The following is a 12,905-nucleotide window of genomic DNA, read 5'->3' as shown; positions in this document are numbered from 1 at the left end:
AAACCCTCACGCACGCGGGCAGTTGACCAGAACGCTCCGGTCCACGGGGCTTCCTCAGAAAGGACTGGCCAGTGATCAAGAAGATTGTTGCCACCGCGGCCATCGCCGCGTCCGCCGTGGGTGCCTCCGCCGCCGCGGCTCCGCAGGCACTCGCGATCGGCAACGACAAGGGCCCGACCGCGGCGAACGGCAACGGTTCCTGGCAGAGCTTCGGCAACTCCAGCACCTACGGGAACATGAGCCCGCAGATGGCTCTGATCCAGGGGTCGTTCAACAAGCCCTGCATCGCGGTCAGCGACCTGCCCATCGGTGTGCTGCAGGTCGTCAACGTCCAGGACGTGCCGATCCTGTCGGACCAGCAGACCCAGCAGTGCGCGGAGAACTCGACGCAGGCCAAGCGCGACGGTGCGCTGGCCCACCTGCTGGAGGACGTGTCGATCCTGTCCAGCGCCCAGGAGGGCGGCCGCTGATCAGCGGTTCCGGTCGAGGTCCTGGGGGCCGCCGAGCTTCTCGGCGGCCCCTTCGGCGTGTCAGCGCCGGTACAGCTCCTCGATGGCGTCCCCGTAGGCCGCCTGCACGGCGTGCCGCTTGACCTTCAGGGACGGGGTGAGCATCCCGTTCTCCTCGGTGAACTCGCCGTCGACCAGGGTGAACGCCCGGATCGACTCGGCGCGGGAGACGGCCTCGTTGGCGTAGTCGACGGCCCTTTGCACGGCGGCGCGGACCCGCGGGTCGCGGACCACCTCGGACATCGGGGTGTCGGCGGGCAGCCTGCGGACGGACAGCCAGTGGGCGACCGCCTCGGGGTCCAGGGTGACGAGGGCGGCGACGAAGGGCCGGTTGTCGCCGACGACGATGCACTGGCCGACCGGCGGGCGGCTGCGCATCCGGTCCTCCAGCACGGCCGGTGAGACGTTCTTGCCGCCGGAGGTGACGAGGATGTCCTTCTTGCGGCCGGTGATGGTGAGGTAGCCGTCCTCGTCGAGGGAGCCGAGGTCGCCGGTGGCGAACCACTCGTCGCGCAGCACGGCGTCGGTCGCCGCCCGGTTGTTCCAGTACGAGCCGAAGACGATGCCGCCCTTGATGAGCACCTCGCCGTCGTCGGCGATACGGACCGCCGTGCCGGGGACGGGCTGGCCGACGGTGCCGGGGCGGGGTCTGAGCGGGGGCACGATGGTGGCGGCCGCGCTGGTCTCCGTCAGGCCGTAGCCCTCGTAGACGATGATCCCGGCGGCGTAGAAGAACAGGTTGAGGTTGCGGTCGAGCGGGGAGCCGCCGCTGATGGCGTAGCGCATCCGGCCGCCGAGCTCCTTGCGGACGCGGCGGTAGACCAGGAGGTCGTACAGCGCCCAGGCGGCGTAGAGGGCGGGGCCCGGGCCCTTGCCGCGGCCGAGGAACCTGTCCAGGTACGCCTCCCCGAAGCGGACGCCGACGCGGTCCGCGCGGTCGAAGGAGGCACCCCGGCCGAGCTTCTCGGCGGTGGCCCGGCCGGTGTCGTGGATCTTCTCGAAGAGGTACGGGACGCCGACGAGGAAGGTGGGTCGGAACTCCTTGAGGGCGGGGCGCAGTTCGTCGGGCTTGATGCTCGAGCAGTGGCCGATCTCGATGCGGGCCATCAGGCAGGCGATCTGCAGGGTGCGGCCGAGGATGTGCGCGAGGGGCAGGAAGAGCAGGGTGGAGGCCGTCTGGTGGGTGACCTCCTTGAAGATCGGGTGGAGCAGTTCGACCGTGTTGGCGGCCTCGGCGTGCAGGTTGGCGTGGGTGAGGACGCAGCCCTTGGGCCGGCCGGTGGTGCCGGAGGTGTAGCAGATGGTCGCGACGGCGTCGGGAGTGAGGGCCGTTCGGCGCTTGGTGACCTCCTCGTCCGGGACGTCCCGGCCGAGTGCGGTGAGGTCGGCGAGGGCACCGGCGTCCAGCTCCCACACGCGGGGCGGGGTTTCGTGCCCGGCGGTGCCGGTCGTCACCGTGGCCGTGTTCTGCGCGGTCTCCGTGACCGCGAACCGGGCGCCGGAGTCGCGGACGATCCAGTCGACCTGGTCGGCCGAGGAGGTGGCGTAGACCGGGACGGTCTGGCCGCCGGCCGCCCAGATCGCGAAGTCCAGGACCGTCCACTCGTAGCGGGTGCGGGACATCACGGCGACCCGGCCGCCCGGTTCCAGGCCGGCGGCGATCAACCCCTTGGCGGCGGCGGTGACTTCGCGGGCGAAGGCCGCCGCGGTGACCGGCTGCCAGGTGTCCGGGCCGCGGCGGCGCAGGACGACGGCGTCGGGGGCCTCGGCCGCGTTGGTGAAGGGCAGGTCGGCGATGCTGCCGGTGGTGGTGGGTGCGGCCAGCGGCGCGGTGCGGGCCTCGCGCACCACGCCGCTGTCGTCCCTGACGACCTCGACCCTGATGCGGGCGGCCAGGTCGGTGCGCTGTCTGGCCCGCTTCAGATCCTTGCGTACGCCCATGGCGGCTCCCCGTCGAGTCGGACTGGGAGGTCAACTTACTCGCGAGTAAGGAAAGGTCAAGGGGGCCCGCTCCCTTTCCCCCGGCGTCACTTCAGGCGGCCGGCCTCGTCGATGGCCCGCGCAAGGTGGCGGACGTCCTGGTCCTCGGTGGCGTCCGCCAGTGCGTGGGCGCGTTCGCCGAGCCGGTCGAGGCCGGGGTTGCCGGGCAGGTCGTCGGTCGTGTCGCGGGTGCGCAGGGCGTCGGCGAAGTAGGCGGCGACCGCGGTGACCTGGAGGCGGGGCGGGGCGGTCCACAGGTCGTCGTGCAGGGCGCCGGTCTCCAGCTGTCCGGACTCCTCGTGCGGGGCGCGGGTGCGCGGGTCGAGCCAGCGGACGCTCGCGGTGGCGAGGTGGCCGTCGGCGCCGGGCCGGGTACGGACGGCGTAGAGGGCGGTGACCGTGTGGCCGGGGCCGACCTCGCCGCCGTCGACGTTGTCGTCGCGGAAGTCCTCGTCGGCGACCTTGCGGTCCTCGTAGCCGACGAGGTGGAACTCGGCGACGTTCTCGGGGTCGAAGGCCACCTGGGCCTTGGCGTCGCGGGCGGTGAGGTCGACGTTCTGCGGGAGCTGTTCGACGAAGACCTTGCGGGCGTCCTCGTCGCCGGAGACGTAGGCGGTGTGGCCGTCGCCCTTGTCGGCGAGGCGTTCCATCAGGGCGTCGCCGTAGTCGCTGCCGACGCCGACGCCGAAGAGGGTGATGCCGTGGTCGCGGCGTTCGCGGGAGATGCGTTCGAGGATGGAGTCCGGGTCGGTGTCGCCGGTGTTGGCCAGGCCGTCGGAGACGAGGACGACCCGGTTGGTGGCGCCCTCGCGCAGGCCCTCGGTGGCGGTGGCGTAGCCCTTCTCGACGCCGGCGCCGAGGTTGGTGGAGTCCTGTGTCTCCAGTTCGTCGATGGCGTCGTGGACCTTGCCGCGGTGGCCGGCGAGGCGGGTCATGGGCAGGACCGTCCGTGCCTCGTCGCTGAAGGTGACCAGGGCGACCGAGTCGCCGTCGCGCAGCCGGTCGGTCATCTCGGCCAGGGAGCGCTTGGCGAGGTCGAGGCGGCCCGGTTCGCCCATGGAGCCGGAGACGTCGACGACGAAGGTCAGGGCGGCGGGCGGACGGTCGTCGGTGTGGGCGGCGCGGGTGGCGAGGCCGACGCGGACGAGGGACCAGTCGGTCCTGTCGGTGTGCGCGCCGTCGACGGAGACCGTGAAGCCGTTGCCGTCCGGGCGCTCGTAGTCCTGGCGGAAGCTGTTGACGAACTCCTCGGGGCGGACCTGCGAGGGGTCGGGCAGCCCGCCCTCGTCGAGGACCCGGCGGGCGTAGCCGTAGGAGGCGGTGTCGACGTCCAGGGCGAAGGTGGACAGGTGGCCGGCCGACGGGGAGCGGCTCTCGTCCGAGGTCACGCTCCGGCTGCCGTCGGCGCCGGTGCCGTACGGGGCGGGGAGACCTCCGGAGTGGTACGAGCCGTCCGCGCTCGACCGGTGGTTCTCGCTCGCGCTGCACGCCGTCAGCAGCAGGCCGCCCGTCGCCGTGAGGGCGAGGAGGGCGGCCCGCAGCCGCCGGGTGCGGCCGGGTGCCGTGCCCTGCCGTGGTGTCCGGTGCCGGTGCTCCATCTTCCGTGCCCCCCTTTGGCGTTAGCCGTCTCCGAGGCCCGGGCGAAGCCCCGGACTCTCTGTGACTGTGACGGCGCGGGGGGCCGGAACGTGCGTGACCGTTCGTTGCGGATGGATCTCGAAGCGGCCACGATCATGGTCCGCCGAGACCGGTGGGAGATCCTCCGTTGACCTAGGAGACCACGTCCTTGCGGGCGAAACCCCGGAAGGCCAGGGCGAACAGCACCAGGGCGTACGTTATGGAAATCGCCGTGCCCTGGATCATGCCGGACCACTCGGGGTGCGGCTGGACGGCGTCCGCCCAGGCGAACTGCCAGTGCGCGGGCAGGAAGTCGCGCCAGTGACCGAGTGCGGTCACGGCGTCCAGGACGTTGCCCACGATGGTCAGGCCCACCGCGCCGCCGACCGCGCCCAGCGGGGCGTCGGTCTTCGTGGACAGCCAGAACGCCAGCCCCGCGGTGACCAGTTGGGACAGGAAGATGTACGCCACGACCACCAGCAGGCGCTGCGCGGCCGTGCCGGAGTCCAGCGAGCCGCCGGTCGGGATCTGCAGCGGGCCCCAGCCGTAGGCGGCGGTGCCGACGGCCAGCGCGATCACGGGCAGCAGGACCATCGCGGCCAGACTGAGCCCGAGTCCCACGACGAGCTTGGACCACAGCAGACGGGCCCGTGGCACGGGGGCGGCGAGCAGGTAGCGCAGGGAGGACCAGCCGGCCTCCGAGGCGACCGTGTCCCCGCAGAACAGGGCGACCGGGATGACCAGCAGGAAGCCGGCCGACACGAAGAGGTTGACGGCGGCGAAGTTGGCGCCGGACGCGGTGGCCGTGTCCATCAGCGTCACCTGGCCGTTGCGCTCGCCCGGGGTGCCGCCGATCGCGAACGCGATCACCAGCACGAACGGCAGCGCGGCCAGGATGCCGAACATGACCAGGGTCCGGCGCCGCTTCAGCTGGCGTACCAGCTCCACCCGGAGGGGCAGGGTGCGGGCGGCGCGGTAACCGGAGGCGGTTTCGGCTTCCGCCGTGGGCTCGGTGAGCGTGCTCATGCGTTGCCTCCGATCAGGGTGAGGAAGGCGTCTTCCAGGCGGCGGTGGGGGCCGAGGGAGGCGACGGGGACTTCCAGGCGAACCAGTTCGACGAGGAGGTCGGCGGAGGTGGAGGGGGGTGTTCGTTGTTCGTCGGGTGCGGCGCCGTGGGGGCTGGTCGCGCAGTTCCCCGCGCCCCTTGGCGGCGTTGGTGCCAGCCTTACCAGCAAGCCGCCGTCGGTTCGGGTTGCCGACTCCACGCCCGGCAGGGCCGTGACCTTTTCCAGGACAGGGTCCGTGATGTCGGATGCCAGGCCTACCAGCAGGGTGTCGCCCGTGCCGACGATCTCGCTCACCGGGCCCGCCTGGATCAGGCGGCCGCGGTCCATGACCACCAGGTGGGTGCACGACTGCTCGACCTCCGCCAGGAGGTGGCTGGAGACGATCACCGTGCGGCCGGCGGCCGCGTAGCGGATCATCACCTCGCGCATCTCGCGGATCTGCGGCGGGTCGAGGCCGTTGGTGGGCTCGTCGAGGATCAGCAGGTCCGGCAGGCCCAGCATGGCCTGGGCGATGGCCAGGCGCTGGCGCATGCCCTGGGAGTAGGTGCGCACGGCGCGGGCGAGCGCGTCGCCCAGGCCCGCGATCTCCAGGGCCTCCTCCATGTGGGCGTCCTCGGCCGGGCGGCCGGTCGCCCGCCAGTACAGCTCCAGGTTCTCGCGGCCGGAGAGGTGCGGCAGGAAGCCCGCGCCCTCGACGAACGCGCCGACCCTGGACAGCACCGGGGCACCGGGGCGGATCGCGTGCCCGAAGACGCGGATCTCGCCGCCGTCCGGCCTGATCAGGCCCATCAGCATGCGCAGGGTCGTCGTCTTGCCCGCGCCGTTCGGGCCGAGGAGTCCGAGGACCTGGCCCTTCTCCACGCGGAAGGACAGGTCGCGGACGGCGTAGCGGTCCGCGGACCTGGCGTACCGCTTGCTCAGGTCCGTGATCTGGAGCGGGACGTCGGCCAGCTCCGGGTCGGGGGGCGGGGCCGCGGTCGTGCGGCGGCGGCTGGTGATCAGGAGGGTCAGGGCGATCAGGGCGCCGGTCAGCGGCAGCCACCACACCCAGGACGGCAGGGGGGCGGCCGCGGTCGTCACGCCGGGGGCGGTCGGCACCTGCAGGTCGCCGGCGAGGGAGACGGTGTACTTCGCCGGGGCGGCCGGGGAGGCGTAGCCGAGGTCCGTGGAGGCGAGGACCAGGCGCAGCCGGTGCCCCTGCTCGAACTCGTGGTCGATGGCCGGGAGGGTGATCGTGACGTCCTTGCCGGACTTCGCGCCCTGGACCCGGACGGGAGTGACGAGTTGGGAGGGCAGCACGGGGGTGCCGCCGCCCGGTCCTACGTCGTACACCTTGGCGAACAGGACGGCGTCGTCGCTGGTCGACTTCACGTGGACGGTGACCGTCGGCGATCCGGTGACGCGCAGGCCGCTGCGGACCGGCGCCGACTCGAACCGCGCGAACTGGCCGGGGAAGTCGAGGGAGACGCCGACACCGAGGGAGGACAGCTGGGCGAGGCCGCCCGCGCCGCCGAGGCCCGGCAGGGCGGAGACGCCGGGCGGGCTGGAGCCGGCCGGGTTGTCGAAGCTCTGCTCGGTGCCGCGCAGGGCGACGGAGCGCCGGCCGCTCTCCAGGCCGGGGTAGGTGTCGTCGGTCGCGCCACGCAGCTGGGCCGCGCCGTCGGTGGAGTCGACGCCTCCGGTGCGGGTGACGCGGAAGGCCGGGCCGGTGTCGGTGCCCCGCTCGTCCTTGAGGTAGCGGTCGAACCAGGTCCGCACGCGGGACTGGACGCGGGCGGTCTCCAGGTCGCCGCCGTCGTGTCCGCCCGCGATCCAGTCGACGTCGACGGGGGCGCCGTTGGCCTTGATCGCCTTCGCGGCGGCGTCGGCCTGGCCGAGCGGGAAGAGGGAGTCGGTCTGGCCCTGCAGCAGCAGGGTGGGCACCTTGATGCGGTCGCCGACGGCGGACGGGGAGCGGGACTGCAGCAGGGCGCGGGCCTGGGCGTCGGGCCTGCCCGACTCGGCGACGCGCTGGTACATCCGGCACAGGTCGGCCTGGAACTTGTCGCAGCCGCCGCCCGAGTTGACGAAGATGCCGGCCCACAGCTTCTTGAACACGCCGTTCGGGAACAGGGCGTCCGCGAGGTTCCAGTACGTGATGGACGGGGCGATGGCGTCCACGCGGTGGTCGTGGGCGGCGGCGAGCAGGGCGATCGCGCCGCCGTAGGAGGCGCCGGCGACGCCCACGCGCGGGTCGCCCGCCTTGTCGAGCCGCACCTGGGGCTGCTTCGCCAGCCAGTCGATCAGCCGGGAGACGTCGGCGACCTCGCCCCGGGGGTCGTTCAGGCCGATCTTGCCGGTGGAGCGGCCGAAGCCGCGGGCGGACCAGGTGAGGACCGCGTATCCGTCTTTGGCCAGGTCCTCGGCCTGCTTGCGTACATCGTCCTTGCTGCCGCCGAAGCCGTGCGCCAGCAGCACGGCCGGCCTGCGGCCGCTCGGGCCGGAGGTGAAGTACGAGGTGTCGATGCGGACGCCGTCCATCGACATGACCCGGTCCGAGCGGTGCACCGGGGACGTGTCGTCCGAGGCGGCGGCCGTCCATGTCCCCGCGCCCGCGAGGACGACGACGGCCGCCCCGGCGGCGAGGGCCCGCCGGGGGGTTCGCAGCAGGCCTCGCAGGCGGGGCGGTCGAAGATCCATGCGTCAACGGTACGAGGTGTCTCTGACAGTTGGAGCAGACCTCGGTGGGAACCGTGGGCCATCCCGTAGGAGTACGGGGCGATCAGCTGTACCGCAGGTGCTGTACGGCTACCGGCTCAGGATGCCCGGTGGTTCGCCGGGTGCGGGTGTGTGGGGGCTGGTCGCGCAGTTCCCCGCGCCCCTGACCGGCCCCTGCGGGGCGGTCAGATCCGGGCGTCCTCCGGGATGGAGACCAGCCAGCGGGTGTCCTTGCGGGGGCGGAGGTAGAAGGCCCAGTACAGGGTGGCCGCCGCCGTGATGCCGCCGGTCCACAGCAGGTAGCTCGTCTCCTGCTGGGTCAGGATGTACGCCAGGACCACGATCAGCAGGACCGGCATCGCAGGCCACAGGGGCATCCGCCAGGCCGGGGTGTGCTGGTGGGAGCCGCGGCGGGAGAGCAGGGTGGCGACGGCGACCAGGAGGTACATGCCGGTCACCGAGACGCCCGTGACGCCGTACAGGGTGTCGAGGTTGACGAAGCAGAGCAGGGCGCCGGGGACGCCGACGGCGAGGGTGGCGACCCAGGGGGAGCCGAAGCGGCCGAGCCGGGAGAAGGCGGTGTTGACCGGGGTGGGCCAGGCCTTGTCGCGGGCCGAGGCGAACAGGACACGGGAGTTCTGGATGACCATGACGATGCCCGCGTTGATGATCGCGAGGGCCACGCAGAGGCTGACGAAGGTGCCGACCGCGGAGTTGGACCAGGCGGTGACCATGGAGCTGATGTCGCCGCCGCTCAGCTCGGCGATGTTCGAGGCGCCCATGGTGATCGCCGCGACCGGGACCAGGATGATCACCGTCGAGATGGCGAGGGTGGCGAGGACCGTACGGGCGACGTTGCGGCGCGGGTGCTCCAGCTCCTCGGAGAGGTAGACCGCGGTCGAGAAGCCCTGGGTGACGAAGAGGGCGATCGCGAGGCCCGAGACGACCAGCATCGCCGTGACGGTGTCGGTGTGCCCGTGCGCGTCGGCCACCTGCATCGACACCAGGCTGCCCGCGCCGCGCTCGCTGTGGGCGAAGCCCAGGACCGCCACGACGGCCGCCGCGATGACCTCCAGGACCAGGAAGATGCCGGTGATCCAGGCGTTGGCGCGCAGGTCGAGCAGACCGGCGAGGGTGGCCAGCAGCATCACGCCGGCGCCTGCGATCGAGGGGTCGAGGTGGACGACCGGGGCGAGGTAGTCCGCGGTGCCCATGGCGATCACCGGCGGGACGATCATCACCACCAGCAGCGACAGGACGAAGACCAGCCAGCCCGCGAGCCGCCCGGCCATCGTCGAGACCATCGCGTACTCGCCGCCCGCGCTGGGGATGAGGGTGCCCAGCTCGGAGTAGCAGAACGCCACGGCGATACAGAGGAGGGAGCCGATGGCGATCGTCAGGGCGGTGGCGGTGCCGAGGGTGCCGAACAGGTCCGGGACGACGACGAAGAGGGTGGAGGCCGGGGTGACGCAGGAGAGGGTGAGGAGGGTTCCGCCGACGACCCCGATGGAGCGCTTGAGCGCCTTGGGATTGCCGTCCGTTGCCTCGGGGACGGCGGTGTCGACAGGGCGGAGCGTGTCGGTCATGAAGCGGTTCCGATCGACTGGCGCGGATTCCTCCGGCGGCTGGGGTTGGTGCATGGAACCCCGACGAAAACCAGCGCGTCAATAGGTGTTTACCTACGGAATCCGTTGATCGATCACTACCAGGGGCCCGAATACATCAGTCCGCTCCGGCTGGTCACCGAATTTGGCCCGTACGGGAACCGCAGCGCGCGCGGACAAAAAAACGGGGCCGTCCGCAGTGCGGACGGCCCCGGGCGCCTCGGTCAGTGGTTGCGCGGGAAGCCGAGGTCGACGCCGGCGGGGGCGTCGGCCGGGTCGGGCCAGCGGGTGGTGACGACCTTGCCGCGGGTGTAGAAGTGCGTGCCGTCGTTGCCGTAGATGTGGTGGTCTCCGAAGAGGGAGTCCTTCCAGCCGCCGAAGGAGTGGTAGCCGACGGGGACCGGGATCGGGACGTTCACGCCGACCATGCCGGCCTCGATCTCCAGCTGGAAGCGGCGGGCGGCGCCGCCGTCCCGGGTGAAGATCGCGGTGCCGTTGCCGAACGGCGAGTCGTTGATGAGGGCCACGCCCTCGTCGTAGGTGTCCACGCGCAGGACGCACAGCACCGGGCCGAAGATCTCGTCCTGGTACGCCTTCGCCGAGGTGGGCACCTTGTCCAGCAGGGAGATGCCGATCCAGTGGCCGTCCTCGAAGCCCTCGACCGTGTGGCCGGTGCCGTCCAGGACGACCTCGCAGCCCTCGGCGGCGGCGCCGGAGACGTAGGAGGCCACCTTGTCGCGGTGGACCTTGGTGATCAGCGGGCCCATCTCGGAGGCCGGGTCGTTGCCGGGACCGATCTTGATCTTCTCGGCGCGCTCGCGGATCTTCTCCACGAGCTCGTCGCCGATCGCGCCGACCGCGACGACCGCGGAGATGGCCATGCAGCGCTCGCCCGCGGAGCCGTAGGCGGCGGAGACGGCCGCGTCGGCGGCGGCGTCGAGGTCGGCGTCCGGGAGGACCAGCATGTGGTTCTTGGCGCCGCCCAGGGCCTGCACGCGCTTGCCGTTGGCGGAGGCGGTGGTGTGGATGTAGCGGGCGATGGGGGTCGAGCCGACGAAGGAGACGGCCTTGACGTCCGGGTGCTCCAGGAGGCGGTCGACGGCCACCTTGTCGCCGTGGACGACGTTGAAGACGCCGTCGGGCAGACCGGCCTCGGCCAGCAGCTCGGCGATCTTGATCGAGGCCGAGGGGTCCTTCTCGCTCGGCTTGAGCACGAAGGTGTTGCCGCAGGCGATGGCGAGGGGGAACATCCACATCGGCACCATCGCCGGGAAGTTGAACGGCGTGATGCCGGCGACCACGCCCAGCGGCTGGCGGATCGAGGAGACGTCCACGCGGCTGGCGACCTGCGTCGACAGCTCACCCTTGAGCTGGACGTTGATGCCGCACGCGAGGTCGACGATCTCCAGGCCGCGGGCCACCTCGCCGAGCGCGTCGGAGTGGACCTTGCCGTGCTCGGCGGTGATCAGCTCCGCGATCGCGTCCCGGTTGGCGTCCAGCAGGGCGCGGAAGCGGAAGAGGATCTCGGTGCGCCTGGCCAGCGAGGACTGGCCCCAGGACAGGTAGGCGTCCTTGGCGGCGGCGACCGCCGCGTCCACCTCGTCGACCGAGGCGAAGGCGACCTTCGTCGTCACCGCGCCGGTCGCGGGGTCGGTGACCGGGCCGTAGTTCCCCGACGTGCCCTCGGCGGTCTTGCCGCCGATCCAGTGGTTGACGATCTTCGTCATGCCCAGTTACTCCTTCACAGATGGCGGCGTCGGGTGGAGACGTGCCGTTCGTACAGCTCACGTGCCTTGACCGCCGACGGCCTGGTCGCGGTCTCGGCCACAGGAACATCCCACCAGGCCTGCGCCGGAGGCGCGCCCGACACTGTGTCTGCCGTTTGGGTCTCGACGTAGACACATGTGGGAGTGTCGGCGGCCCGGGCCTCGGCGAGCGCGTCCCTGAGGTCGCTCACCGTCTTGGCGCGCAGCACGCGCATGCCCAGGCTGGCCGCGTTGGCGGCGAGGTCGACGGGCAGCGGGGCGCCCGTGAAGGAACCGTCGGCAGGCGAACGGTGGCGGTACGCCGTGCCGAACCGCTCGCCGCCCACCGACTCGGACAGGCCGCCGATGGAGGCGTACCCGTGGTTCTGGATCAGCACGACCTTGATCGCGATGCCCTCCTGCACGGCCGTCACGATCTCCGTCGGCATCATCAGGTAGGTGCCGTCGCCGACCAGCGCCCACACGGGGCGGTCGGGCGCCGCCAGTTTCACCCCGATCGCGGCCGGGATCTCGTAGCCCATGCAGGAGTAGCCGTACTCCACGTGGTACTGGTCCCGTGAGCGGGCCCGCCACAGCTTGTGCAGGTCGCCGGGGAGGGAGCCGGCCGCGTTGATCACGATGTCCGACTCGTCGACGATCGCGTCCAGCGCGCCCAGCACCTGGGGCTGGGTCGGCCGTACGTCCGGCTCCTCGGCCTCGTAGCAGGCGTCGACGCGCTGCTCCCAGCGCTCCTTGTCCTCGGTGTACTCGGCGAGGTAGGAGGCGGCGACCCGGTGGCCGTGCATCCCCAGCGCCTGGGTCAGCTCCTGCAGGCCCGAGCGGGCGTCCGCGATCAGCGGCAGGCCGGCGAGCTTGTGGCCGTCGAAGGGCGCGATGTTGACGTTCAGGAAGCGCACTCCCGCACCGGTGAAGAGGGTGCCGGAGGCGGTGGTGAAGTCGGTGTAGCGGGTGCCGACGCCGATCACCAGGTCGGCGGTGCGGGCGAGTTCGTCCGCGGTGGCGGTGCCGGTGTGGCCGACCCCGCCGACGTCCTGCGGGTGGTCGTGGCGCAGGGAGCCCTTGCCGGCCTGGGTGGAGGCGACCGGTATGCCGGTGCTCTGCGCGAACTCGGCGAGCGCCGCCTCGGCGCGGCTGTGGTGGACGCCGCCGCCGGCGATCACCAGCGGCCTGCGCGCGTTCCTGATCGCGGTCACGGCCTCGGCGAGCTCGGTCGGATCGGCGCCCGGACGCCGTACGACCCAGGTGCGCTCGGCGAAGAACTCCTCGGGCCAGTCGTACGCCTCGGCCTGCACGTCCTGCGGCAGGGCCAGGGTGACGGCGCCGGTCTCGACGGGGTCGGTCAGCACGCGCATGGCGTTCAGGGCGGACGGGATCAGCGCCTCGGGGCGGGTGATTCTGTCGAAGTACCTCGACACCGGGCGCAGGCAGTCGTTGACCGACACATCGCCCGCGAAGGGGACTTCGAGCTGTTGCAGGACCGGGTCGGCGGGGCGGCCGGCGAAGGTGTCGCCGGGCAGCAGCAGGACCGGAAGGTGGTTGATGGTGGCAAGGGCGGCGCCGGTGACCAGGTTGGTGGCGCCCGGGCCGATGGAGGTCGTCACCGCGTGGGTGGACAGCCGGCCCGACTGGCGGGCGTAGCCGACGGCCGCGTGCACCATGGCCTGT

Annotated in this window: 8 protein-coding genes; 1 reads left to right on the top strand and 7 read right to left on the bottom strand. The window is 72.0% G+C overall.

Annotation, left to right across the window (positions count from 1 at the left end; translation table 11 throughout):
• Positions 1 to 71 precede the first annotated feature (71 nt).
• Positions 72 to 470, top strand: a complete 399-nt coding sequence (locus tag M8J74_RS23730) for a rodlin (protein ID WP_058925199.1) — start codon at positions 72 to 74, stop codon at positions 468 to 470.
• Positions 471 to 530: 60 nt separating this feature from the next.
• Here the strand turns inward: M8J74_RS23730 and M8J74_RS23725 are convergent, their stop codons facing one another.
• The 7 genes from M8J74_RS23725 to iolD form a co-directional block, all read right to left on the bottom strand.
• Entirely contained in the window at positions 531 to 2,450 is a 1,920-nt protein-coding gene (locus tag M8J74_RS23725; RefSeq protein WP_249838382.1) for an AMP-dependent synthetase/ligase, read from the bottom strand.
• A gap of 86 nt (positions 2,451 to 2,536) precedes the next feature.
• Positions 2,537 to 4,087 (bottom strand): vWA domain-containing protein, encoded by a 1,551-nt coding sequence (locus M8J74_RS23720; protein ID WP_249838381.1) that lies wholly within the window; start codon positions 4,085 to 4,087, stop codon positions 2,537 to 2,539.
• Positions 4,088 to 4,259: 172 nt separating this feature from the next.
• On the bottom strand, positions 4,260 to 5,132 hold the full coding sequence (locus M8J74_RS23715) for an ABC transporter permease (protein WP_249838380.1): 873 nt from the start codon (positions 5,130 to 5,132) through the stop codon (positions 4,260 to 4,262).
• On the bottom strand, positions 5,129 to 7,852 hold the full coding sequence (locus M8J74_RS23710) for a CocE/NonD family hydrolase (RefSeq protein WP_249838379.1): 2,724 nt from the start codon (positions 7,850 to 7,852) through the stop codon (positions 5,129 to 5,131). Before M8J74_RS23710 ends, M8J74_RS23715 begins: the two co-directional genes overlap by 4 nt.
• A gap of 203 nt (positions 7,853 to 8,055) precedes the next feature.
• The gene (locus M8J74_RS23705) at positions 8,056 to 9,456 is read right to left on the bottom strand and encodes an APC family permease (RefSeq protein WP_249838378.1); all 1,401 of its coding nucleotides are present in this window, start codon (positions 9,454 to 9,456) and stop codon (positions 8,056 to 8,058) included.
• A gap of 242 nt (positions 9,457 to 9,698) precedes the next feature.
• A complete protein-coding gene (gene mmsA / locus M8J74_RS23700) occupies positions 9,699 to 11,201 on the bottom strand; it encodes a CoA-acylating methylmalonate-semialdehyde dehydrogenase (RefSeq protein ID WP_249838377.1) in 1,503 nt (500 codons plus the stop codon).
• Between the two features lie 14 nt (positions 11,202 to 11,215).
• Positions 11,216 to 12,905, bottom strand: a 1,690-nt coding sequence (iolD, locus tag M8J74_RS23695; RefSeq protein WP_249838376.1) for a 3D-(3,5/4)-trihydroxycyclohexane-1,2-dione acylhydrolase (decyclizing), incomplete at its 5' end; no start/stop codon positions are given.

The organism is Streptomyces panaciradicis (assembly GCF_023516615.1).
GTDB classification, from domain to species: Bacteria; Actinomycetota; Actinomycetes; order Streptomycetales; family Streptomycetaceae; genus Streptomyces; species Streptomyces panaciradicis.
This window is presented reverse-complemented; position numbering and strand designations above follow the sequence as displayed.